The sequence below is a fragment of the Streptomyces sp. NPDC023481 genome, from assembly GCF_055560195.1.
Window position 1 is genome coordinate 123,182 of sequence record NZ_JBVHJE010000012.1, and the last position, 23,395, is coordinate 146,576.

Genomic DNA, 23,395 nt, shown 5'->3' on the forward strand with positions numbered 1-23,395 from the left:
GGTCGCCGAGCAGCCGGCTGGCTGAGACAACCTCTGAGGAGACTGTGCTGTGACCGGGATCAAGACGACCGGCGAGAAGAAGATGATGTTCTTCTCCGGCCGCGCCCACCCCGAGCTTGCCGAGGAGGTCGCCCAGCAGCTGGGTGTCGGGGTCGTCCCGACGAAGGCCTTCGACTTCGCGAACGGTGAGATCTATGTCCGTTACCAGGAGTCGGCGCGTGGTGCGGACTGCTTCCTGATCCAGAGCCACACGGCTCCGATCAACAAGTGGATCATGGAGCAGCTGATCATGATCGACGCGCTGAAGCGTGCGTCGGCTCGCTCCATCACGGTGATCGTGCCGTTCTACGGTTACGCGCGGCAGGACAAGAAGCACCGGGGCCGTGAACCGATCTCGGCGCGTCTGATCGCGGATCTGATGAAGACGGCGGGTGCGGACCGCATCCTGACGGTGGATCTGCACACGGACCAGATCCAGGGGTTCTTCGACGGGCCGGTGGACCACCTGTTCGCGCTGCCGCTGCTGGCGGACTACGTGGGCAGGAAGGTGGACCGGGAGAAGCTGACGGTGGTGTCGCCGGACGCGGGCCGGGTCCGGGTGGCGGACCGGTGGTGCGACCGGCTCGGCGCGCCGCTGGCGATCGTGCACAAGCGGCGTGACAAGGACGTTGCGAACCAGGTGACGGTCCACGAGGTCGTGGGCGAGGTCAAGGGCCGGGTGTGCGTGCTGGTCGACGACATGATCGACACCGGTGGGACGATCTGCGCGGCGGCGGACGCGCTGTTCGCGCACGGTGCGGAGGACGTCATCGTGACGGCGACGCACGGTGTGCTGTCGGGTCCGGCGGCGGACCGGCTGAAGAACTCGCGGGTGAGCGAGTTCGTGTTCACGAACACGCTGCCGACGCCGGCGGAGCTGGGCCGGGATCTGGACAAGATCACGGTGCTGTCGATCGCCCCGACGATCGCGAGCGCGGTGCGCGAGGTGTTCGAGGACGGCTCGGTGACCAGCCTCTTCGACGAGCAGTGAGGTTTCTGCACCCCGTGCCGGACTCCTGCTGAACCTCTGCCGCACCCCGTGCGGTGATCGTTTTGGGTACGGCCTCCCCCTCCGAGTAGACTGCTGCAGTTGCTCGGCGAGGGAGGCCGTACTCGTGTACGGCGGTCCGTTATCGACGCGCTCTTCGTAGCAGGCCGTTCGTGGCCGGGTGACCACGTCCGTTCCGAGTTCTACGAGGAGTGATCCATATGTCCGAGGTGAAGCTCGCCGCCGAGACCCGCACCGAGTTCGGCAAGGGTGCCGCGCGCCGCATCCGCCGTGACAACAAGGTGCCGGTCGTTCTCTACGGCCACGGCTCCGACCCGCTGCACCTGACCCTGCCGGGCCACGACCTGCTGCTGGCGCTGCGTACGCCGAACGTCCTGATCTCGCTGGACATCGACGGCAAGACCAACGAGCTGGCGATCCCGAAGGCCGTGCAGCGCGACCCGCTGAAGGGCTTCCTGGAGCACGTCGACCTGCAGCTGGTCAAGCGCGGCGAGAAGGTCCACGTGGACATCCCGGTGCACACCGAGGGCGAGCTGGCCCCGGGTGGCAACCTGCTGGAGCACGTCCTGGACGCGCTGCCGGTGGAGACCGAGGCCACGCACATCCCCGAGTCGGTCACCGTCTCCGTCGAGGGCCTGGAGGCCGGTGCCTCCATCCTCGCCAAGGACATCACCCTCCCGTCCGGCACCACGCTGGCCGTCGAGGAGGACACGGTCGTCATCCAGGTCCTGGCCGCGCAGGCCGAGGAGACCGAGGGTGAGGCCGCCGAGGGCGAAGAGGTCGCCGAGGCCTGATCCTCGCCGTCGTCGTCAGCTGGTCAGCCGCCGCTTCCCTCGCGGGGAGCGGCGGCTGGCGCGTATCAAGGAGACATGGACGTGACCACCTCCGCCAGTGATCCCTGGCTGATCGTCGGGCTCGGCAACCCCGGGCCGGAGTACGCCATGAACCGGCACAACGTCGGTTTCATGGTGGCCGACCTGCTCGCGGAGCGGATCGGGGGGAAGTTCAAGCGGGCGGGCAAGGCGCAGGCGCAGGTGCTGGAGGGGCGGATCGGTCCGGCGGGGCCGGCCGGCCGCCGGGTGGTGCTGGCGAAGCCGATGTCGTACATGAACCTGTCCGGTGGTCCGGTGAACGCGCTACGGGACTTCTACAAGGTGCCGTTGGGCAACGTCGTGGCGGTCCACGACGAGTTGGACATCGACTACGGCACGCTGCGGCTGAAGCTGGGCGGTGGTGACAACGGGCACAACGGTCTGAAGTCGATGACGAAGGCGATGGGGCCGGACTACCACCGGGTGCGGTGCGGGATCGGCCGGCCGCCGGGGCGGATGCAGGTGGCCGACTTCGTGCTGAAGGACTTCTCGTCGGCGGAGCGCAAGGACCTGGACTGGTTCGTGGACCGTGCGGCGGACGCGGTGGAGTGTCTGGTGGCGGAGGGGCTGGAGCGGGCGCAGAGCGCGTACAACTCCTGAGCGGGGGCGCGGGCGCCCGGTGCCTGTCGTACAACTGCCGACTTGTCGGGCCGTGTCCCGCGCCGGAGTTGACCGGTCACAGGGGTATGGCCAATGATCCCGGCCATGCCTGCCACCGCCCGTACCGCTCGTCAGGCGTCCGTGTCCGCGTTGCGGCTCGGGCGGGCCGCGACGATGGGTGCGCTCGCCGCGCTGATCCTGTTCGCCGGTGTGTGGGGTTCCTGGGGGACCGCGCAGCACGTGATGCTGACCAAGGGGCGCGAGCGGGGCACGGTCCGGGTGACGGGGTGCGCGGGGGATGTGTGCAGCGGTCCCTTCACGCCGGTCTCGCCGGGGGCGCGAGCGCGGGCGCGGGTGGAGATCGCGCAGTCGGTGGCGGTGCGTTCGGGCCGGACGTACGACGTGGTGCTCAAGCCCGGCAGCGGGGAGGCGGTGCGGTCCGGTCCGGCGGGCGTGCTGTACGCGTGGCTGCCGCTGGGCGGGGCGTTGCTGCTGGCCGCGGTGGTGGTCGCGGGCGGGCTGCGGGTGGTGCGGGCGGCGTGGGTGCTGGGGCTCGCCGGTGCGGGGCTGCTGACGGCGGTGTTCGTGGCGTTGCAGTGAGAGGGGACCGCGGTGACGTGGGGGTCGCGGTGACGTGGGAACGGGCGGTGCCCCCGGGGTCGTACGACCTCGGGGGCACCGTTCGTCGCGGGCGGGGTCAGCCGGTGTTGCGCAGGCCCGCTGCCACGCCGTTGACGGTGAGGAGCAGGGCGCGGGCGAGCAGCGGGTCGGGGTCGACGCCGGCCGCCGCGGCGTCGCGCTGCCGCTTGAGCAGGGCGACCTGGAGGTAGGAGATCGGGTCCAGGTAGGCGTCGCGGATGGCGAACGTCTGCTTGAGGACCGGCTGGGCGTCGAGGAGTTCGTCCTCGCCGGTGATGCGCAGGACCTCGCGGACGGTCAGCTCGTGTTCGGCCCTGATGGTGTCGAACACGTGCTTGAGTTCGTCGGGGACGAGGGTGTCGACGTAGTGCTGGGCGATCCGCAGGTCCGTCTTGGCGAGGGTCATCTCGACGTTGGAGATGAAGTTGCGGAAGAAGTGCCACTGTTCGTGCATCTCGCCGAGCACGGTGTCCAGACCGGTCTCCCGCAGTGCCTTCAGGCCGGAGCCGACACCGAACCAGCCGGGCACGATCTGCCGGGACTGGGTCCAGCCGAACACCCACGGGATGGCGCGCAGACCGTCGAGCGAGACGCCCGAGCCGGGACGGCGCGAGGGCCGCGAGCCCAGGTGCAGCTCGGCGAGCTGGTCGACGGGCGTGGAGGCGAGGAAGTACGTCGGCAGGTCGGGGTCCTCGACCAGGCGGCGGTAGGCGGCGTGGGCGGCGTCGGAGACGACGTCCATGGCCGCGTCCCAGCGGGCGAGGGCCTCGTCGGACTGGCGGGGGGCGGTGTGCAGGGCGGACGCCTGGAGGGTGGCCGCGACGGTCAGTTCCAGGTTCTCCCGGGCGAGGGAGGGGATGAGGTACTTGTCGGAGATGACCTCGCCCTGCTCGGTGACCTTGATCTCGCCCTCCAGGGTGCCCCAGGGCTGGGCGAGGATGGCGTCGTGGGAGGGGCCGCCGCCGCGGCCGACGGTGCCGCCGCGGCCGTGGAAGAGGCGCAGCCGGACGCCGTAGCGGTGGGCGACGTCGCGCAGCCGGCGCTGGGCGCGGTGGATCTCCCACTGGCTGGTGGTGATGCCGCCGAACTTGGAGGAGTCGGAGTAGCCGAGCATGACCTCCTGGACGTCTCCGCGCAGCGCGACCAGGCGCCGGTAGGAGGGGTCGGAGAGCATGTCCTCCAGGATGGTGTCGGCGGCCTTCAGCTCGTCGGTGGTCTCCAGGAGGGGGACGATGCCGATCCTGGCCCAGCCGGCGTGCAGGTCGAGCAGGCCGGCCTCGCGGGCGAGGACGGCGGCGGCGAAGACGTCGTCGGCGCCCTGGCACATGGAGATGATGTAGGACTCGATGACCTCGGGGCCGAAGACCTCCAGGGCCTTCTTGACGGTCTCGAAGACGCCGAGGGTCTTCGCTCCGGCGGCGTCGACGGGGGCCGGGGTGGGGGCGAGCGGCCGCCTGGAGCGCAGTTCCCTGGCCAGGAGCCTGGCCCGGTACTCGCGGGGCATGTCGGCGTAGCGCCAGGACTCCTCGCCGAGGCGGTCGAAGAGCTGGCCGAGGGCGTGGTGGTGGGCGTCGGCGTGTTCGCGGACGTCCATGGTGGCGAGCTGGAGGCCGAAGGCGGCCAGGGTGCGGATGGTGCGGGTGAGGCGGCCGTCGGCGAACAGGCCGCCGCGGTGCTCGCGCAGGGACGTCTGGATGATCCGGAGGTCCGCGAGGAGTTCGCCGGTGCCGAGGTAGTCGCGGCCGGCCTCGTGGGGGGTGCCCTTGGCGAGGCGCTGCTTGGTGTTCTCCAGCTTCTGCCGGATGCAGGTGGCCTTGAGCCGGTAGGGCTCCTCGGCGTTGAGGCGCTTGTAGCGGGGGCTGATCTCGGGGAGCTGTTCGAGGTCGGCCTTGAGGGAGTCGAGCAGCTCGTCGGTGGCTCCGGCGTAGCGGATGGAGTTGGACAGCAGCCCGCGCAGTTCGTCGATCGTCTCCAGGGCGTCGTTGATGCCGTGTTCGTGCTGGAGGATGAGGACGTCCCAGGTGACCTGGGGGGTGACGTTGGGATTGCCGTCGCGGTCGCCGCCGATCCAGGTGCCGAAGGTCAGCGGGCGGGTGTCGTCGGGCAGCTTGACGCCGACGCGTTCCAGTTCCGCCGTCAGGTCCTCCAGGACGTCGCCGACCGCTTCGGCGTGCAGTTCGTCCAGGTAGTAGATGGCGTTGCGGGCCTCGTCGGCGGGTTCGGGCCGTACGACGCGCAGCTCGTCGGTCTGCCAGACCAGGTCGATGTTCTCGGCGAGGCGGACGTCGTGGCGGCGGCGGTCGGACTCGATGACGGGGGTGTCCAGGAGCGCGGCGATGCGCCGGAGCTTGTTGAGGACGGACCGGCGGGCGGCCTCGGTGGGGTGGGCGGTGAAGACCGGGCGGACGTTGAGGTGCCGGACGGTCTGCTTCAGGTGCTCGGGGTCGGCGTCCTTGAGCCGGTCGGCGGTGCGGGAGAGCAGGCCGCCCTCGGCCGCCCGCCGGGCGCGCAGCTCGCGTCCGCGGTGCACCTGCTCGGTGATGTTGGCAAGGTGGAAGTAGGTGGAGAAGGCGCGGACCAGCTTGGCCGCGGTCTCCAGTTCGGTGCCGCGCAGCAGCTCGGCGGCGGCCTCGCCGTCCTCGCGGGTGAGGCGGCGGACCTTCTCGACGAGTTCGAGGAGTTCGGGCCCTTCCTGCCTGACGAGGGTCTCCCCCAGGAGATCACCCAGCCGGCGGATGTCGGCGCGCAGTTCACTGCTGGTCGTGGTGGTCTGGTCGTCGGCACTGCTCACAGGTGCGGCTCCTTGCAGTGTTGAAGCTCGTCTGGGAGGGAACCCGGCCGGCTGCCACTGCGGCGGGGCGCCGCATACGGGCCGGTGCGTCCGGGAAGGAAACTTCAGCGGACCGCGCTGTCCGACCGAGTCCAAGGATAGGTGGCGATGTGGACGCGCAGGGTCTGGGGCTCTTGCCGCCGCACATCTCGCTGCCATACTTACGACGCCGTAGGTTACGGAACCGTAGGGAAGCACCGTCGAGTCCCGTTCGGTCCCGGTGGCCCGGCATCTGTCTCGACCCTCGACCCCACAGGGGACGCGCATGACCTCAAGTTCCGATGTGATCGAAGAAGCCCGTAAGGCCACCGACACACCCCCTCCCTCCGCCACGCTGGGCGGCGAGCAGAAGCGTTCGATCGAACAGATCACGTTGCTCCTGTTCATCGTCGTGCCCTTCGTGGCACTCGTGGCGGCCGTGCCGCTGGCCTGGGGCTGGGGGGTGAGCTGGCTCGATCTGGGCCTGCTGGTCTTCTTCTACTTCCTCGGGTGCCACGGCATCACCATCGGTTTCCACCGGTATTTCACCCATGGCTCGTTCAAGGCCAGGCGGCCGCTCAGGATCGCGCTGGCGATCATGGGTTCGATGGCGGTCGAGGGCCCGCTGGTGCGCTGGGTGGCCGACCACCGCAAGCACCACAGGTTCTCCGACGCCGAGGGCGACCCGCACTCCCCCTGGCGGTTCGGGGAGTCGCTGCCCGCGCTGATGAAGGGCCTGTGGTGGGCCCACATCGGCTGGATGTTCGACGAGGAGCAGACCCCGCAGGAGAAGTACGCGCCGGACCTGATCAAGGACCGGGCGATCCGGGCGATCTCCCGCCAGTTCGTCCTGTTCACGGCTCTGTCGCTGGCGCTGCCGCCGCTGATCGGCGGTCTGGTGACGATGTCCTGGTGGGGCGCGTTCACCGCGTTCTTCTGGGGTTCACTCGTCCGGGTGGCGCTGCTGCACCACGTGACGTGGTCGATCAACTCGATCTGCCACGCGGTGGGCAAGCGCCCGTTCAAGTCGCGGGACCGCTCGGGCAACGTGTGGTGGCTGGCGGTCCTGTCCTGCGGGGAGTCCTGGCACAACCTGCACCACGCCGACCCGACGTCGGCGCGGCACGGGGTGATGCGCGGCCAGGTCGACTCCTCCGCCCGGTTCATCCGCTGGTTCGAGCTGCTCGGCTGGGCGTACGACGTGCGCTGGCCGTCACGCTCGCGTATCGATTCGCGCCGTGACACCGGGGAAGGCGGTTCCCGGCGCCGGAAGGAGCCTGCCGAGGCGGCATGATTGACGCCGTGGCGACCGATCCCAGCAGCAATCCAGGCAACGACAAGCAGCGGCGGACCCGCCGGACCCGTATGACCGGTGCCGAGCGCCGCCAGCAGTTGCTGGAGATCGGTCGCACTCTGTTCGCGGCGAAGGGCTTCGAGGGCACCTCGGTGGAGGAGATCGCGGCGAAGGCCGGGGTGTCCAAGCCGGTGGTGTACGAGCACTTCGGCGGCAAGGAGGGCCTGTACGCGGTGGTGGTGGACCGCGAGATGCGGCGCCTGCTGGACATGGTGACCGGTTCGCTGACCGCCGGCCATCCGCGCGAGCTGTGCGAACAGGCGGCGTTCGCGCTGCTGGACTACATCGAGGAGTACACGGACGGTTTCCGGATCCTGGTCCGTGACTCGCCCATCCCGCAGTCCACGGGGACCTTCGCCTCGCTGATCTCGGACATCGCCACGCAGGTGGAGGACATCCTGGGCCGGGAGTTCAAGAGCCGCGGCTTCGATTCGAAGCTGGCCCCGCTGTACGCCCAGGCGCTGGTCGGGATGGTCGCCCTGACCGGCCAGTGGTGGCTGGACGTGCGCCGCCCGAAGAAGGCGGAGGTGGCGGCCCATCTGGTGAACCTGGCGTGGCACGGCCTGGACGGGCTGGAGCAGAAGCCGCGGCTGATCGGGCACCGCAAGAGCTGAGGGGCCCTAGGGGGCCGGCTCCAGGAACTCCAGCCGGTTGCCGACGGGGTCCTCGCAGAAGAAGCGCCGGTGACCGGGGAGAGCGTCGTCCCAGGTCACGGGCGTACCGAACGCGGTGAGCCGGGCCGCGTAGCCCTCGATGCCCCGCACCCGCAGCCCCGGGTGGGCCTTCCGCGCGGGCCGGAAGTCGTGCTGGACGCCCAGGTGGAGCCGGACGAAGCCCGCCTCGAACCAGCAGCCTCCGCGGGCGGCGAGCGCCGGCGGTCTGGGGATCTCGGTCATGCCGAGGACGCGGGTGTAGTAGGCGCGCAGCCGGTCCTCGGATCCGACGGGCGCGGCCAGCTGGACGTGGTCGAGGGCGACGAGCATGGTCAGGCCTCCTTCACGGCCACGGCGAACAGCCTCCGGAACGGCATGACCGTGCCGTAGGGGGCGCTCGGGTAGGCCTCGCGCAGCAGGTCGCGGTACTCGGTGAGGAATGCGTCGCGGGCCTCGGGGTCGTCGGCGAGCGCGGTCAGGGCGGGCCGCAGGCCGGTGCCCTTGACCCAGTCGAGCACCGGGTCCGGGCCGGTCAGGACGTGGAAGTACGTCGTCTGCCACACGTCGGCGGTGCAGCCGAGGCGGGTGAGGCGGTCCAGGTAGGCGCCGGGGGTGAGCACGGAGTCCGTGCGGCGCAGGACGCCGGCCAGGCGGTCGCGCCAGCGGGGGGTGCCGGCGAGGTCGCGCATGAGGGTGTGCAGCGGGGCGTCGAGGTTGTCCGGCACCTGGAAGGCGAGGGTGCCGCCCGGGCGCAGGCCCGCGGTCCAGTCGGCGAAGCGGTCGGCGTGGCCGGGCACCCACTGCAGGGTGGCGTTGGAGACGATCAGGTCGTACGGCTCGGTGGGCGCCCAGGTGCGCGCGTCGGCGGGGGCGAAGTCGAGGTGGCCGCCGCCGGCCGTCGGCCCCTGGTGGTCGACGTGGGCCTGGTCGAGCATCTCGGGCGAGTTGTCGTACCCGGTGACGCGGGCGGTGGGCCAGCGGTCGGCGAGCAGGGCGGTGACGTTGCCGGGACCGCAGCCGAGGTCGGCGATGCGGGGCGGGTCGCCGGGCAGCGCGGGGACGCGGGCGAGGAGGTCGGCGAAGGGCCGGGCCCGGTGCCCGGCGTGGCGGAGGTACTGGGCGGGGTCCCAGGTGGGGGTCGTCATGGCTCCACTCTCTCCACCATTTCTCTCGTCGTCAAGATACTCGACATCAAGAGACTTCATGTCGACACAACCACTACACTGATCTCCATGGAGGACGAGGTCGATCGGCTGGTCGCAGCGTGGCGCCGGGAGCGTCCGGACCTCGACGTGGAGCCGCTGGAAGTACTCAGCCGGGTGAGCCGACTCGCCCGGCACCTGGACCGCGCCCGCCGGCTCGCCTTCTCCGAGCACCAGCTGGAGCCCTGGGAGTTCGATGTGCTGACCGCGCTGCGGCGCGCGGGCACGCCGTACCAGCTCTCCCCCGGCCAGCTGCTGACCCAGACCCTGGTCACCTCGGGCACGATGACCAACCGCATCGACCGGCTGGCCAAGAAGGGCCTGGTGGAGCGACTGCCCGACCCGAGCGACCGGCGCGGTGTGCTGGTCCGGCTGACCGACGAGGGCCGGGACCGCGCGGACCAGGCGCTGGCCGGCCTGCTGGAGCAGGAGCGGGCCATCCTCGGCGAGCTGTCCCGCGCCCAGCGCGGTGAACTCGCCGGCCTGCTACGCCAGCTGACCGCCCCGTTCGACAACATCCCCGGCTAGGTCCGCCGGGCCCACCCCGGCCCGCCGGGCCAGCGCGACGGCGGCCAGCGTGGAGTGGACCCCCAGTTTGCCGAGGACGTTCTGCATGTGGGTGCGGACGGTGTGCGGGGAGAGGAACAGCCGCTCGGCGACGGCCTTGCGGCCGAGCCCGGCGACCATGCAGCGCAGCACCTCCCGCTCCCTCGGGGTGAGGGACTCCACCAGCCGCTCGCTCTCGGTGCGGTGCCTGCGCGCCGCCGTCAGCTCCTTCAGCACGCCGGTGAGCAACGCGGGCGGCAGATGCGTCTCGTCGCGCAGCACACCCCGGATCACCGTCAGCAGCCGGGACAGCGAGGAGTCCTTGGCGACCCAGCCGGAGGCGCCGGCCTGCAGCGCGAGGGCGGCCCGGCGCGGGTCGTCCTTCTCGGCGAGGACGACGGTCCGTACGGCGGGCTGGGCGGCACGGACGCCGGTGACGAGGGAGATGCCGTCGACCAGCCCCTCCTCGTCGCCGTCCTGCACCGGTACGGCCGGGCGGCCACCGGGGAGGTTGCCGCCGAGGTCGGCGTCGACCAGGAGCACGTCGTAGCGACGGCCCTCGGTGGCGGCGCGCTCCAGGCAGCGCAGCGCGGCCGGCCCGCTGCCGGCGGCGGAGACGTCCACGTCGGGTTCGGCGGCCAGGGCCGCGGCGAGCGACTCGGCGAAGATGCGGTGGTCGTCCACGACCAGGACTCGGATACGAACCACGAAACCCCCTCCCCCAGGCTCCGCGTGGAGCAGGGGATACCAAGGTCCGGAAAAGCTCCGGAAACAGGCTGGTCCCGGAGAAACGCCCGGAAACGGAACCGGAGGACGATGACCCGCACGGGTACGGCACCCACGGACGGGGACACGCGCCGCACGGCCGCCGCCGTTGCGGGCACTGCCACCCCCACCGCGGGTGTCGTACCCGCCTGTCTCGCCCCCTGAGCGGCACCGGCCCCCACCGGTGCTGTTCCTCAGAGTACGGATGGGAGCACGCAGCGGAAGGAGATTTGCAGAACTGGCCGTCCGACGCGTTTATGGTGTGCCGCATGTTTCGTATCGAGGCGGAAGTCGACAAAGCCCGACGTGATCTGCTCCGTTCGCGGTTGTGGGACACCAACACGGCGGTGTCCCCGGTGCTGGCCGCGCTGCGCGGCACGCCCGGTGAACGCGAGGTCCCGCTCCACCTCTGGGCGCTGGACACCGCCGACGCCCTGGCGGGCGGCCTGGTCGGCCACACCTGGACGACCTGGCTGCACGTCACCTACCTGTGGGTGGACCCCCGCCACCGCGGCACGGGCCTCGGCTCCCGCCTCCTCGCCGAGGCCGAGCACCTCGCCACCACCCGCGGCTGCACCGCCTCCCGCCTGGAGACCTGGAACTTCCAGGCCCCGGACTTCTACCGGAAACAGGGCTACGAGGTGGTGGGCACCGTCCCGGACTACCCCCCGGGCGTCACGGAGTACACCCTGACCAAGCGCCTGGCCTGACGGAGGCTCGGCTCCCCGCGGAGCGAGGGGGCGGGCGACGGCTGGGGGTCAGAGCACGCGGCGGGCTCCCGGGGACGGTACCGCTTCGAAGACCCTCGGCGTGGTGAAGGCCGCTGCCGCGAAGGCTTCCTCGATGGATTTGGTGAGGGTGTCGACGTCGGTGGCCTCGGTCAGGACGACGGCCGAGCCGCCGAAGCCGCCGCCGGTCATGCGGGCGCCCAGCGCGCCGTGTGCGAGGGCGGTGTCGACGACCAGGTCCAGCTCCGGGCAGGAGATGCGGAAGTCGTCGCGCAGGGAGGCGTGGCCCTCGGTGAGGACGGGGCCGATCGCGCGGGTGTCGCCGGCCCGCAGCAGGGCGACGATGCGTTCGACCCGCTCGTCCTCCGTGACCACGTGGCGGACCAGGCGGGCGACCTCCTCCTCGTCGCCGAGGCGGGCGAGGGCCGCGTCCAGGCCGTCGTACGGGACGTCCCGCAGGGCGTCGACGCCGAGCAGGGCCGCGCCCTTCTCGCAACCGGTCCGGCGCTTGCCGTACTCGCCGCCGCTGTGGGCGTGCTTGACCTGGGTGTCGACGACCAGCAGACGCAGGCCCTCGGCCGCGAGGTCGAAGGGGATCTGCTGCTGGGACAGGTCACGGGTGTCGAGGAAGAGCGCGTGGCCCGGCTCGCAGCAGGCGGACGCCGTCTGGTCCATGATGCCGGTCGGCGCGCCGACGTAGACGTTCTCCGCGCGCTGGCACAGGCGGGCCAGCCTCCAGCGCTGCAGCCCGAGGTCGTACAGGTCGTTGAGGGCCAGGGCGACCACGACCTCCAGGGCCGCGGACGAGGACAGGCCCGCGCCGGTCGGGACCGTCGAGGCGAGGTGGATGTCGGCGCCGGTGACCCCGTGCCCCGCCTCGCGCAGGGCCCAGACCACGCCCGCCGGGTACGCCGTCCACTCCCGGTCGCTCTCCGGGGCGAGGGCGTCCAGCGGCAGCTCGGTGATCCGCGCGGCCCCGCCCTCGATGTCCGCCGAGTGCAGGCGCAGGATCCCGTCGGTGCGGCGGGAGACCGCCGCGACCGCCTGGTGCGGCAGCGCGAACGGCATGACGAAACCGTCGTTGTAGTCGGTGTGCTCGCCGATCAGGTTGACCCGGCCCGGCGCCGCCCACACGCCCTCCGGCTCCGCCCCGTACAGCTCGGCGAAGCGCTCGGCGACCTGCTGTGCCCCCACTAGTGCTCCCTCGTGTTGCTCTGCGCGAACTCCCACGCGTCCGCGACGATGCCCGCGAGATCCGCGCGGGTCGGGTTCCAGCCCAGTTTCTCGCGTGCGGTGTCCGCGGAGGCGACCAGGACGGCCGGGTCGCCGCCCCGGCGCGGGGCGACCACCTCGGGGATCGGGTGGCCGGTGACCTCGCGGACGGTCTCGATGACCTGGCGGACGGAGAATCCGTTGCCGTTGCCGAGGTTGCAGATCAGGTGCTCGCCCGTCCGCGCGGCCGTCAGGGCCAGCAGGTGGGCGTCGGCCAGGTCGGCGACGTGGATGTAGTCGCGGACGCAGGTGCCGTCGGGGGTCGGGTAGTCGTCGCCGTACACCGAGATCGCCTCGCGGCGGCCCTGGGCGACCTGGAGGACCAGCGGGATCAGGTGCGACTCGGGGTCGTGCCGCTCGCCGCAGGCGCCGTACGCGCCCGCCACGTTGAAGTAGCGCAGGGACACCGCGGCCAGGCCGTGGGCGGCCGCCTCGCTGGTGATCATGTGGTCGACGGCGAGCTTGGAGGCGCCGTAGGGGCTGGTGGGGCGCGTCGGGGCGGACTCCCGGATCGGGGTCTGCTCCGGCTCGCCGTAGGTGGCCGCGGTGGAGGAGAACACCAGGGTGCGGACGCCGGCCTCGCGCATCGCGGCGAGCAGCGCCATGCTGCCGCCGACGTTGTTCTCCCAGTACTTCTCCGGCTTCACCACCGACTCGCCGACCTGCGAGAACGCGGCGAAGTGCAGCACGCCGTCGAAGGAGGGGTCGAGCCACTTGGCGGCGTCGCGGATGTCGCCCTCGACGAAGGCCGCGCCGGCCGGGACGGCCGCCCGGAAGCCGGTGGAGAGGTTGTCGAGGACGGTCACCTCGTGGCCGGCCTCCAGCAGGTGCTGGGCCACGACACTGCCGACGTAACCCGCGCCACCCGTCACCAGGTACTTCATGAACTCGCTACCTCTCGCAGTCGCTCGGCCGCGCGCTCCGGCGGCACGTCGTTGATGAACACGTTCATGCCGGACTCGGAACCCGCGAGAAACTTCAGCTTGCCGGAAGTGCGGCGGATGGTGAAAAGCTCGAGGTGGAGCGCGAAGTCGTCACGCGTCACACCGTCGAACTCCGCCAGCGCGCCGAACGGGGCCTGGTGCCAGCCCGCGATGTACGGCGTCGGAGGCTCGCCCTCGCCGAAGATCCGGTCGAAGCGCCTCAAGAGTTCCAGATAAACCTGGGGGAACTCTGTGCGCGCCGCCTCGTCCAGGGCGAGCAGGTCGGGCACACGGCGCTTGGGGTACAGGTGGACCTCGTACGGCCAGTGCGCCGCGTACGGCACGAAGGCCGCCCAGTGTTCACCCTCAAGGACGACCCGCTCACCGGCGAGTTCCCGTTCCAGGACGGCGTCGAAGAGGTTCTCCCCGCCGGTGGCCTCCTTGTGCGCGGCGAGCGAGCGGAGCATCAGCGCGGTGCGCGGGGTGGTGAAGGGGTAGGCGTAGATCTGTCCGTGCGGGTGGCCGAGGGTCACACCGATCTCGGCACCGCGGTTCTCGAAACAGAACACCTGCTCGACGGAGGGCAGATGCGACAGCTCCGACGTGCGGTCCGTCCACGCGTCCAGCACCAGCCGCGCCTGTTCCCCGGTGAGGTCGGCGAAGGAGGCGTCGTGATCGGAGGTGAAGCAGACCACCTCGCAGCGTCCGGAGTCGCCGGCGAGGGAGGGGAACCGGTTCTCGAAGACGACGACGTCGTAGGCGGAGTCCGGGATCTCGCTCAGCCGCTCGCCGCGCGTCGGGCACAGCGGGCACTCGTCGGCCGGCGGGTGGTAGGTGCGGCCCTGGCGGTGCGAGGCGACGGCCACGCGGTCGCCGAGCAGCGGGTCGCGGCGGATCTCGGACGTGGTGACCGTACGGTCCAGCGGGCGCCGGTCGGCCGCGTCGCGGACCGTGTCGTCCCGAAGGTCGTAGTAGATCAGCTCACGACCGTCGGCCAGCCGGGTCGAGGTCTTCTTCACGCCGGACTCCTTGTTCAGCCCCGAGGGGTGTGTCCGCACCCAATCACTCAACACAATCAAACATAACAGAACAGCAGCGGACAACGGCTCGGTCGATCACAATCAAACAAAGAACACCAGCCTGAGTGTTCAAATAACGAACACGGCGGCGTAGGTTCCGCACTGGATCAGTTCGCGCAACGAAGCGAGTTCTCATGCAAACCCCCACATACGCCCCCACCTATATGGCGGCGGAGCTACGGCTCCCCACCAACTGGCTGGACTACACGATCCTGGCGATCTACTTCGTCGTCGTCCTCGGCATCGGCTTCGCCGCGCGGCGCTCGGTGAAGACCAGCCTCGACTTCTTCCTCTCCGGACGCTCGCTGCCCGCGTGGATCACCGGCCTCGCCTTCATCTCGGCGAACCTGGCGGCCACCGAGATCCTCGGCATGGCCGCCAACAGCGCCCAGTACGGCGCCTACACCGTCCACTGGTACTGGATCGGCGCCATCCCCGCCATGGTCTTCCTCGGCCTGGTGATGATGCCCTTCTACTACGGCAGCAAGGTCCGCTCGGTCCCCGAGTTCCTGCTGCTCCGCTTCGACCGGGCCGCGCACCTGCTCAGTTCGATCCTGTTCGCGTTCGCCGCCATCCTGATCGCGGGCGTCAACCTGTACGCCCTCGCGATCGTCGTCCAGGCCCTGCTGGGCTGGCCGCAGTGGGTCGCCATCGTCGTCGCCGGCGCGTTCGTGCTCGCGTACATCACCCTGGGCGGCCTGTCCTCGGCGATCTACAACGAGGTGCTCCAGTTCTTCGTGATCCTGGCCGCGCTCATCCCGATCACGATCCTCGGCCTGAAGAAGGCCGGCGGCTGGGACGGGCTGACCCACAAGCTCACCGCGACCCACGGCGCCGACTTCACCACGGCCTGGGGCGGTACCGGCATCGGACACGCCAACCCGCTCGGCGCCAACTGGCTCACCATCGTCCTCGGCCTCGGCTTCGTGCTCTCCTTCGGCTACTGGACCACCAACTTCGCCGAGGTGCAGCGCGCCCTGTCCGCGAAGAACCTCTCCGCCGGGCAGCGCACCCCGCTGATCGCCGCCTTCCCGAAGATCTTCATCGTCTTCCTGGTGATGATCCCGGGCCTGGTCGCCGCCGCGCTGGTCCCGAAGTTCGGCACCGCGGGCTCCGGCTACCAGTACAACGACGCCATCCCGTTCCTGATGCAGGAGCTGCTGCCCAACGGTGTGCTCGGCATCGCCGTCACCGGTCTGCTGGCGGCCTTCATGGCGGGCATGGCGGCGAACGTGTCCTCGTTCAACACCGTGTTCACCAACGACATCTGGGCCAAGTACGTGGTGCGGGGGCGCGAGGACGCCTACTACGTCCGCTTCGGCCGCCTGATCACCGCGATCGGCGTGGCCGCGTCCGTCGGTACGGCGTTCCTGGCGTCCTCGTTCTCGAACATCATGAGCTACCTCCAGACGCTGTTCTCCTTCTTCAACGTGCCGATGTTCGTCGTCTTCATCGTCGGCATGTTCTGGAAGCGGGCCTCCGCCAAGTCCGGCTTCTGGGGGCTGCTCGCGGGCACCGTCACCGCGATGGTCAACTACTTCGTGCTCTACAAGAAGGGGATCATCTCCCTCCCCTCCGACCAGGGCGCCAACTTCGTCTCCGCGATCGCGGGCTTCGTCGCCGGCGCGGTCGTGATGGTCGCGGTCTCCCTGTTCACCAAGCCGAAGCCGGCGGCCGAACTGCAGGGCCTGGTCTACGGCACCCGGTCCCCCGGCATGGCCGAAGCGCCCGCCGCCGGCGACGACGCGTGGTACCGCAAGCCGGCCCTGCTGGGCTGGGGCGCGGTCGTCCTGGCCGCCGCCTGCTACATCCCGTTCTCGTTCTGACGCGGGAGGATCGAGGAAACCATGACCGAGCGACCCGAGCAGCCGCGCCGTCCGCTGCACTACACCGAGGACGACGTCCAGCGGGAGGTCTCCGACCTGGAGACCAAGTCCACGACCGCGGCCCGCATCTTCGACCTGCGCCGCATCATCGGCGGACTCTTCGTGCTCTACGGCGTCATCGTCACGATCACCGGGATCACCGACTCCCAGGCCGCGATCGACAAGGCCGAGGGCGTCAACATCAACCTGTGGACCGGGATCGGCATGCTGCTCCTGGGCATCTTCTTCCTGGCCTGGCTGAAGCTCCGGCCCACGCCTCCGCCGCTGCCCGCGGAGGAGCTGCCCGAGGAGCGAGAGGGAGCCTGAGGCTCCGTTTGCGCCCGCGGGCGCGCGGGAGCCGGTCGCGCGGCTCCCCGCGCCCCCCTCGGGGCGCTGCTCAGTCGGCCGTGCCCCTCAGGGGGCCCGCGCGGTCCAGCAGGCCCGTGCGGGCTGCCAGCGCCGCCGCCTCCAGCCGGGACCCCACCCCCAGCTTCATCAGGACCCGCTGGACATGCGTACGGGCCGTGCTCGGGGCGATGCCCATGCCCGCCGCGATCCGCCGGGTGTCCTCGCCGTCGGCGACCCGGACCAGCACCTCCACCTCACGCGGTGTCAGCATCTCCAGCAGCCGCTGCGCCTCGTCGTCGGGCTGCGCCGCCGGGTTCAGCAGCTCGCCGAACGCGTCCTGGAGCAGCAGCGGAGCCACGGCGGCCTCCCCGGCCCGGGCCTTCATGATGGCCCGCTCGACCCCCTCGATCCGCTCGTCGTGCCGCACGTACCCCGACGCCCCCGCGGCGAAGGCCGCCGCGATCCCGCGCGGCGAGGGCACCGGGCCCAGCACCAGCACCGCCACCTGCGGACGCTCCCGCTTGATCCGCACCACCGGGTCGAAGACGCCCGGCTCGGCCGGCGCCGCCGTACCCAGCAGGCACACCTCCGGCGCCCGCGCGATCACCAGATCCGCCGCGCCCGCGGCCGGCGCCGCCGCCGCGAGCACCCGGTGCCCGCGCAGCTTGAGCGCCGACGCCAGCGCCTCCGCGAGCAGCCGATGGTCGTCGACGACCATGAGCCGCACTCCCATAGACCAAACCCCCCAGTCCCCCGGCACCCCCGCCCGTCATGCCCCCGGAAGCTACACGCTTGTTCGACGTCGCGCTGCCCCTCTCCATGAGAAGTGCCCCGGATCGATGAAATCCGGGGCACTTCTCGGCAAGTCACCCATTCGGGTGAGACGGTGGCGTCAGCCTCCCGTACCGAACGCCATCACGAGGTACTCCTTGCTGTACGACGACATGTCCTTCTCCTTGGCCCACACGGCGGACATGTACAGCCGGCCTCCGGCGAAGCGCAGTTCCGCGTACTCCGGCAGCAGGTTGGCCTCCGAGTCCCGCACGCTCTTCGTGGCGGGGTTCTCCAGCAACTTGACCGCCTTGAACGAGCCGCCGTCGATGCTGACGACCTGGCCGCCCTTGTCGAACGGCGGCGCCTTGTAGGCGAGGAGGTTGCCGCCGTCCATGCGCAGCGGGGAGAAGGTGTAGCCGTCGCCGGCCTCGGCGCGCTGGCCGGTCGGCTTGCCGGTCTTCAGGTCGAAGGCGACGATCTCGTTGGTCTTGCCGAAGTCCGACTTGCCGTCGTGCGCCTCGGTCGCCAGGTACAGCCTGCCGTTGCCCGCCACGACCTGCCGGCAGTCCTCGACCCGTGTGATGCCGTCGCAGCGGCCCGCGTAGGTGTCGCCGGGCGCGGGGATGCGGGCGAGCAACTTGCCGGTCCCGCTGTCGATGGAGAAGTAGTCCGAGACGCCGCTGCCGTCGCCCGCGCTCTGGTTGACGTCGGCCGCGATCACCAGCGGGTCGGTGGAGACGATGGAGGCGTAGTCGATGCCGTCCGGCATCCGGTACTCGGAGTTCACCTTTCCGCTGGCCGGGTCGATGGTCTGGATGTGCAGCTGCGGCGCGTCGTACGTACCGCACTTGCGGACCGCGACCAGCCGGGTGCCGCCGCCGTACCCCTCGTCGTGGCAGGTGTCGTCCGGCTTGGGCTGCCACAGCGTCTTGCCGGACGCGATGTCGAACGCGGCGCCGCCGTCGCCGCCGCCGACCGCGACGGTGTGCTGGGCGACGGTCACGTTCGAGAAGGTGACCGGGCGGTCACCCGACTTGATCGACTTCGTCCACAGCTGCTTGCCGGAGGAGAGGTCGACGGCGGAGATCTGGCTGCAGCCCGCGGTGGTGCCCTTCGCCGGCATCTTCGGCTGGAAGGCCACCGCCGTCCGGCCGTCCTCGTCGACGTGGCCGCTGGCCGCGCACACCGGTCCGGGCAGCTTGAGCGTCCACAGCCTGGTGCCCTTGGTCGGGTCGTAGCCGACGATCTGCGCGATGCCGCTCTTGGCGTACACCGTGTCCGTCAGCCAGGAGCCCACGGTGCTGACCGTGTCGTCCGCCTTGGGCAGCGGCACCTCGAAGAGCACCTTGGCGGCCGGGTCGGACGGGACCTCCTCCTTGCCGCCCCCGCCGGTCGTGCCGCCGGCCCCCTGGCCGTGCGAGCCGCCGGAGGAGGCGGTCGTGGGCTTCGCGTCGTCGTGCGCGGAGGACCTGGCGTACCAGATGCCGCCGCCGACGATCAGCGCGATGGCGACGACCGCGGCGACGACGATGAACAGCGCGGCGTTGTTCCGCCCGCCGCCCGTCCCCGGCCCGGGGTCCATCGGCACGGTCGGCGGCTGGCCCGGGGCCGGGTAGCCGTAGCCCTGCGGCGCGCCGTACGGCGGCTGCGGGGGCTGGGGCTGGGCGTAGGGGTTGTGCGGCTGCGCGCCGTAGCCGGGGGCGGGCTGGGCCGGCGGCTGGGCGTACGGGTTCTGCTGCGCGCCGGGGTGGCCGTACCCGGGCTGCGGCGGCTGGGCCGGCGGCTGCGCGGGCGGGGGCGGGGGATAGCCGTAGCCGGGTTGCGGTGGCTGAGGCGGCTGATTGGGCGGCTGGTTCGGCGGGGGCGGGGGCGGCTGGGTCATGACGCGGGTACCTCGGTGACGCGGGAAGGCCGTACGGCGAAGGGGACTTAAGGCAGGGGCGGGCTGTGGCCGGCTCAGTCGCCGAAGGCCATCATGAGCTTCTCCTTCGCGTGGTCGTCGCCGGACAGCCGGCCCGCGGAGACGAAGAGCCGCCCGCCGGTCCAGTCGACGACGCCGTCGTAGAAGGCGTTCTCCGCCTCGGCGGCGCCCGGCGGGTTCCGCAGCAGCCGGGTCACCGGGTGGGAGGAGCCGGTGACCGGGACCGACACGACCTGGCCGCCGCTGTCGTACGACGGTTGCACGTACGCGACGAGCTTGCCGCCCTCCACCTTCAGCGGTGACATCGGTTCCGCCGCCGGGGACTTGACCCGCCACTTCGCCTTGCCGTCGGAGAGGCTGACGGCGACGATCTCGTTGGCGCTGCCGATGGCGTCCGTCGGCAGGTAGAGCGTGTCCGCGTCGACCGCCACGCCCTGGCAGCCCTGCAACGCGCGTTCCAGGACGGCCCAGCCGCAGCGCGGGGCGAACTTCTCGTTCACCTTGACCTCCGAGCGGAACTTGCCGTCCTTGGTGAAGGTGGAGATGTTCCAGGCCTTCTTGTCCCGGTTGGTCAGGTAGACCACGAGCGGGTCGACGGAGTACGTCCGGGTCACCTCCCAGCCCTTCTTGACGGGCTGGGTCCAGCGCACCCTGCCGGTGGCCGGGTCGAGTTCCTGGATCTCCTCGTGCTCCTGGGCGGTGCCGACGCCGCAGGAGGCGACCTGGATCAGCCGGCCGGTGCCGCCCGCGTAGGCCGCGGGGAAGCAGGCCGTGCCGTACCTCTTCTTGTCGTACAGCTTCCTGCCGCTGCCGATGTCGTAGGCCGTGCCCGACTGCGAGCGGCCCACCATCAACGTCTTGCCGCTCACCGTCAGTTCGACGTTGAGCGTGCTGTCGAACAGTCCGCCGTCGGGGATCTCGGCGCTCCAGCCCTTCTCACCGGTGCGCAGGTCCAGCTGCTGGAGCTGGTTGCACTTGGCGCGGTCGCCGCCGCCGTTCAGGTACGCCACCACGATCTTGTCGTCGGCGGACTTCTGCCGGGTGACGGCGCAGATCTTCTGCGGGAAGCCGACCGGCCCCCAGGCGGTGCTGCCGTCAGCGGTGCCGAAGGCGAAGACCTGCTTGTACGCGGCCTTCACCACCGTGTCGCCGCTGAACCACATGCCGGGCGCGTCGGCGCCGGAGGCCGGGGCGTCGGGCGCCGGCTTGTACCAGAGCACCTTCGCGTCACCGGCCCCGCGGCCCTCGTTGAGCTGCTCCGGGTCCGCGCCGTCGGAGGTGGTCGGCGAGGCGGTGGCGGAGTGCTTGGCGTCGCCGCCGTGCTGGGCGACCGGCTTCTTGCCGCCGCCGTCGCCGCCGCCTGTGCCGGTGACCGCGAACACCACGCCGCCGACGAGCAGCAGCGCGGCCACCGCGCCGCCGACGACCAGCGCCGTCTTCTTCCGGGAGGCGGGCTTGCCGGCGAAGGGCCCGCCGGGCGCGGCCCCGGGCATGCCCGGGTACGGCGGCTGCTGCGGGTGCCCGTAACCGGGCTGGGGGGCGCCGTACGGGCCCGGCTGCTGCGGATAGCCGTAGGGCCCCGGTGCGGCGCCGTACGGGCCGGGCTGCGGGGGCTGTTGGGGATAGCCGTAGCCCGGCTGGGGCTGCGGGGGGCCCGCCGGCGGCTGCGGCGGCACGGCGGGCGGCGGGGGCGCACCGAAACCGCCCTGCGCGGGCGGGGTCTGCGGGGCGGCACCGAAGCCGCCCTGCGCCGGCGGGGTCCCCGGAGCAGCCGGCGGGGTCTGGGGAGCGGGGCCGTAGCCGGGCTGTGGCGGGCCGAAGCCGGCGGGCTGCGGCGGCTGGTCCTGCGGCGGCTGGTCCTGTGGTGGCGGTCCGAAGCCGTCCTGCGACGGCTGGTCGGGCGGCTGAGTCATCAGCGCTCTTCCCCCTCGTTCACTGATTTTTAGCCACGCCCCGAGGTTCGTGACAGCCCCAAGGTCGCTTACAGACGGTTCTCAGACGGCTCTTTCTATCACCCGGCACAGACAGCACACGGGGCCGCGTCCGCCCCTGTTCCCAAGGGTGAACCGGCCCGTGATGCCGTTGTTACGCGCCTTCACTCCCCCTTCACGCCGCGCACGCGCCCCCTCCGTGCGCGGCCGTGGGAGGCGCGCGGGGTCAGGCGTCCTCCGCCAGTTCCAGCCACCGCAGCTCCAGTTCCTCGCGCTCCCCGGCGAGGTCCCGCAACTGTGCGTCCAGCTCGGCCACCTTCGCGAAGTCGGTGGCGTTGTCGGCGATCTGCGCGTGCAGCCTGGCCTCCTTCTCGGAGACCTTGTCCAACTGGCGCTCGATCTTCTGGAGTTCCTTCTTCGCGGCGCGCTGGTCGGCGGCGCTCCTCTCCGCGGTGACCGGCTTGGGCGCCGCGGCGGCGGTCTGCGCGGCGACCGCCTCCTCCATCCGCTGCCGCCGCTCCAGGTACTCGTCGATACCGCGCGGCAGCATCCGCAGGGTGCCGTCGCCGAGGAGGGCGAAGACCCGGTCCGTGGTGCGCTCCACGAAGAACCGGTCGTGGGAGATGACGATCATCGAGCCGGGCCAGCCGTCGAGGAGGTCCTCCAGCTGGGTGAGGGTCTCGATGTCGAGGTCGTTGGTGGGCTCGTCCAGGAAGAGGACGTTCGGCTCGTCCATGAGCAGGCGCAGCAGCTGGAGCCGGCGCCGTTCACCGCCGGAGAGGTCCCCGACCGGCGTCCACTGCTTCTCCTTGTTGAAGCCGAACGTCTCGCACAGCTGCCCGGCGGTCATCTCGCGCCCCTTGCCGAGGTCGACGCGCTCGCGGACCTGTTGCACGGCCTCCAGCACCCGCCAGGTGGGGTCGAGTTCGGCGACCTCCTGGGAGAGGTAGGCGAGCTTGACGGTCCGGCCGACGGCGATACGGCCGCCCGCGGGCTGCTCCTCGCCCTCCGTGCGCGCCGCGTCGGCCATGGCCCGCAGCAGCGAGGTCTTCCCGGCGCCGTTGACACCGACGAGGCCGATCCGGTCGCCGGGGCCGAGCTGCCAGGTGACGTGCTTGAGCAGCACCTTCGGGCCGGCCTGCACGGTGACGTCCTCGAGGTCGAACACGGTCTTGCCGAGCCGCGAGGAGGCGAACTTCATCAGCTCGCTGGTGTCCCGGGGCGGCGGCACGTCCGCGATCAGCTCGTTGGCGGCCTCGACGCGGAAACGCGGCTTGGACGTACGGGCGGGCGCCCCGCGCCGCAGCCACGCCAGCTCCTTCCTGACCAGGTTCTGCCGCTTGGTCTCCTCCGTCGCCGCGATCCGCTCGCGTTCGGCGCGCGCGAAGACGTAGTCGGAGTAGCCACCCTCGTACTCGTACACGTCGCCGCGCTGCACGTCCCACATGCGGGTGCAGACCTGGTCCAGGAACCACCGGTCGTGGGTGACGCAGACCAGCGCCGAGCGCCGGTTGCGCAGGTGCTGCGCGAGCCAGGCGATGCCCTCGACGTCCAGGTGGTTGGTGGGCTCGTCCAGGACGACGAGGTCCTGCTCCTCGATGAGCAGCTTGGCGAGCGCGATCCGGCGCCGCTCGCCACCGGAGAGCGGCCCGATGACGGTGTCCAGGCCCTTCGGGAAGCCCGGCAGGTCCAGCCCGCCGAACAGCCCGGTCAGGACGTCCCGCACCTTGGCGTTGCCGGCCCACTCGTGGTCGGCCATGTCGCCGATGACCTCGTGGCGGACGGTGGCGGCGGGGTCGAGGGAGTCGTGCTGGGTGAGCACGCCGATCCGCAGGCCGCCGGAGTGCGTGACCCGGCCGGTGTCGGCCTCCTCCAGCTTGGCGAGCATCCGGATGAGGGTGGTCTTGCCGTCGCCGTTGCGCCCGACGACCCCGATCCGGTCCCCTTCCGACACACCGAGCGAGACGCCGTCCAGCAGGGCACGGGTGCCGTACACCTTGCTGACGTTCTCGACATTGACCAGGTTGACGGCCATTTCACTCCTGTGCGCGGGGGTCGGTCAGCCT

Annotated in this window: 21 protein-coding genes; 10 read left to right on the plus strand and 11 right to left on the minus strand. The window is 71.2% G+C overall.

Annotated features, from left to right (window positions below; genetic code table 11):
- Window positions 1-49: 49 nt before the first annotated feature.
- The 4 genes from ACZ3ZD_RS23290 (at window position 50) to ACZ3ZD_RS23305 (ending at window position 3,120) form a co-directional block, all read left to right on the plus strand.
- Window positions 50-1,030 (plus strand): ribose-phosphate diphosphokinase, encoded by a 981-nt coding sequence (locus tag ACZ3ZD_RS23290; protein WP_392316074.1) that lies wholly within the window; start codon window positions 50-52, stop codon window positions 1,028-1,030.
- Window positions 1,031-1,248: 218 nt separating this feature from the next.
- Window positions 1,249-1,842 carry a 50S ribosomal protein L25/general stress protein Ctc gene (locus tag ACZ3ZD_RS23295; RefSeq protein ID WP_467400448.1) on the plus strand — a complete coding sequence of 198 codons (594 nt, stop codon included), beginning with the start codon at window positions 1,249-1,251 and terminating at the stop codon, window positions 1,840-1,842.
- 75 nt (window positions 1,843-1,917) lie between these two features.
- Window positions 1,918-2,520, plus strand: coding sequence for an aminoacyl-tRNA hydrolase (gene pth / locus ACZ3ZD_RS23300; protein WP_467400450.1), 603 nt, complete (start codon window positions 1,918-1,920; stop codon window positions 2,518-2,520).
- A gap of 93 nt (window positions 2,521-2,613) precedes the next feature.
- Window positions 2,614-3,120 carry a hypothetical protein gene (locus ACZ3ZD_RS23305; protein ID WP_467400453.1) on the plus strand — a complete coding sequence of 169 codons (507 nt, stop codon included), beginning with the start codon at window positions 2,614-2,616 and terminating at the stop codon, window positions 3,118-3,120.
- A gap of 97 nt (window positions 3,121-3,217) precedes the next feature.
- Here the strand turns inward: ACZ3ZD_RS23305 and ppc are convergent, their stop codons facing one another.
- Complete coding sequence (gene ppc, locus ACZ3ZD_RS23310) at window positions 3,218-5,950, minus strand: phosphoenolpyruvate carboxylase (RefSeq protein WP_467400454.1); 2,733 nt, start codon at window positions 5,948-5,950, stop codon at window positions 3,218-3,220.
- 304 nt (window positions 5,951-6,254) lie between these two features.
- Here ppc and ACZ3ZD_RS23315 point away from each other — a divergent pair, with 304 nt between their 5' ends.
- Both ACZ3ZD_RS23315 and ACZ3ZD_RS23320 read left to right on the plus strand, forming a co-directional pair.
- Window positions 6,255-7,262, plus strand: coding sequence for an acyl-CoA desaturase (locus ACZ3ZD_RS23315; protein ID WP_467400458.1), 1,008 nt, complete (start codon window positions 6,255-6,257; stop codon window positions 7,260-7,262).
- Window positions 7,259-7,936: a TetR family transcriptional regulator gene (locus ACZ3ZD_RS23320; protein WP_467400461.1), complete on the plus strand. Its 678-nt coding sequence runs from the start codon at window positions 7,259-7,261 to the stop codon at window positions 7,934-7,936. Before ACZ3ZD_RS23315 ends, ACZ3ZD_RS23320 begins: the two co-directional genes overlap by 4 nt.
- Before the next feature lie 6 nt (window positions 7,937-7,942).
- Here the strand turns inward: ACZ3ZD_RS23320 and ACZ3ZD_RS23325 are convergent, their stop codons facing one another.
- Both ACZ3ZD_RS23325 and ACZ3ZD_RS23330 read right to left on the minus strand, forming a co-directional pair.
- On the minus strand, window positions 7,943-8,305 hold the full coding sequence (locus ACZ3ZD_RS23325) for a VOC family protein (RefSeq protein WP_467400463.1): 363 nt from the start codon (window positions 8,303-8,305) through the stop codon (window positions 7,943-7,945).
- A 2-nt stretch (window positions 8,306-8,307) separates the two neighbouring features.
- The gene (locus tag ACZ3ZD_RS23330; RefSeq protein WP_467400465.1) at window positions 8,308-9,120 is read right to left on the minus strand and encodes a trans-aconitate 2-methyltransferase; all 813 of its coding nucleotides are present in this window, start codon (window positions 9,118-9,120) and stop codon (window positions 8,308-8,310) included.
- Between the two features lie 87 nt (window positions 9,121-9,207).
- On the opposite strand from ACZ3ZD_RS23330, the gene tamR reads away from it, so the two are divergent.
- A complete protein-coding gene (gene tamR, locus ACZ3ZD_RS23335) occupies window positions 9,208-9,705 on the plus strand; it encodes a MarR family transcriptional regulator TamR (RefSeq protein WP_030341533.1) in 498 nt (165 codons plus the stop codon).
- Here the strand turns inward: tamR and ACZ3ZD_RS23340 are convergent.
- Window positions 9,664-10,431, minus strand: a complete 768-nt coding sequence (locus ACZ3ZD_RS23340) for a LuxR C-terminal-related transcriptional regulator (RefSeq protein WP_467400469.1) — start codon at window positions 10,429-10,431, stop codon at window positions 9,664-9,666. The two genes, tamR and ACZ3ZD_RS23340, sit on opposite strands and share 42 nt — an antisense overlap.
- A 326-nt stretch (window positions 10,432-10,757) precedes the next feature.
- Here ACZ3ZD_RS23340 and ACZ3ZD_RS23345 point away from each other — a divergent pair, with 326 nt between their 5' ends.
- Window positions 10,758-11,198, plus strand: a complete 441-nt coding sequence (locus ACZ3ZD_RS23345; RefSeq protein ID WP_467400472.1) for a GNAT family N-acetyltransferase — start codon at window positions 10,758-10,760, stop codon at window positions 11,196-11,198.
- 48 nt (window positions 11,199-11,246) lie between these two features.
- Here the strand turns inward: ACZ3ZD_RS23345 and galK are convergent, their stop codons facing one another.
- From galK to galT, 3 genes are read right to left on the minus strand one after another with little or no spacing between them, the layout of a single operon-like run.
- Window positions 11,247-12,410, minus strand: coding sequence for a galactokinase (galK, locus tag ACZ3ZD_RS23350; RefSeq protein ID WP_467400474.1), 1,164 nt, complete (start codon window positions 12,408-12,410; stop codon window positions 11,247-11,249).
- Window positions 12,410-13,372, minus strand: coding sequence for a UDP-glucose 4-epimerase GalE (galE, locus tag ACZ3ZD_RS23355; protein ID WP_467400476.1), 963 nt, complete (start codon window positions 13,370-13,372; stop codon window positions 12,410-12,412). The genes galK and galE overlap by 1 nt, the downstream gene beginning before the upstream one ends.
- On the minus strand, window positions 13,369-14,430 hold the full coding sequence (gene galT / locus ACZ3ZD_RS23360) for a galactose-1-phosphate uridylyltransferase (protein WP_467400479.1): 1,062 nt from the start codon (window positions 14,428-14,430) through the stop codon (window positions 13,369-13,371). The genes galE and galT overlap by 4 nt, the downstream gene beginning before the upstream one ends.
- 194 nt (window positions 14,431-14,624) lie before the next feature.
- Here galT and ACZ3ZD_RS23365 point away from each other — a divergent pair, with 194 nt between their 5' ends.
- Window positions 14,625-16,316, plus strand: coding sequence for a sodium:solute symporter family protein (locus tag ACZ3ZD_RS23365; RefSeq protein ID WP_467400480.1), 1,692 nt, complete (start codon window positions 14,625-14,627; stop codon window positions 16,314-16,316).
- Between the two features lie 21 nt (window positions 16,317-16,337).
- Window positions 16,338-16,682 carry a hypothetical protein gene (locus tag ACZ3ZD_RS23370; RefSeq protein WP_467400483.1) on the plus strand — a complete coding sequence of 115 codons (345 nt, stop codon included), beginning with the start codon at window positions 16,338-16,340 and terminating at the stop codon, window positions 16,680-16,682.
- Between the two features lie 70 nt (window positions 16,683-16,752).
- Here the strand turns inward: ACZ3ZD_RS23370 and ACZ3ZD_RS23375 are convergent, their stop codons facing one another.
- The 4 genes from ACZ3ZD_RS23375 to ACZ3ZD_RS23390 form a co-directional block, all read right to left on the minus strand.
- The gene (locus ACZ3ZD_RS23375; protein WP_467400488.1) at window positions 16,753-17,436 is read right to left on the minus strand and encodes a helix-turn-helix transcriptional regulator; all 684 of its coding nucleotides are present in this window, start codon (window positions 17,434-17,436) and stop codon (window positions 16,753-16,755) included.
- Between the two features lie 159 nt (window positions 17,437-17,595).
- On the minus strand, window positions 17,596-19,359 hold the full coding sequence (locus ACZ3ZD_RS23380; RefSeq protein WP_467400490.1) for an outer membrane protein assembly factor BamB family protein: 1,764 nt from the start codon (window positions 19,357-19,359) through the stop codon (window positions 17,596-17,598).
- 74 nt (window positions 19,360-19,433) lie between these two features.
- Window positions 19,434-21,311 (minus strand): outer membrane protein assembly factor BamB family protein, encoded by a 1,878-nt coding sequence (locus ACZ3ZD_RS23385; protein WP_467400493.1) that lies wholly within the window; start codon window positions 21,309-21,311, stop codon window positions 19,434-19,436.
- A 244-nt stretch (window positions 21,312-21,555) separates the two neighbouring features.
- Entirely contained in the window at window positions 21,556-23,364 is a 1,809-nt protein-coding gene (locus ACZ3ZD_RS23390; RefSeq protein WP_467400495.1) for an ABC-F family ATP-binding cassette domain-containing protein, read from the minus strand.
- Between the last annotated feature and the right edge of the window lie 31 nt (window positions 23,365-23,395).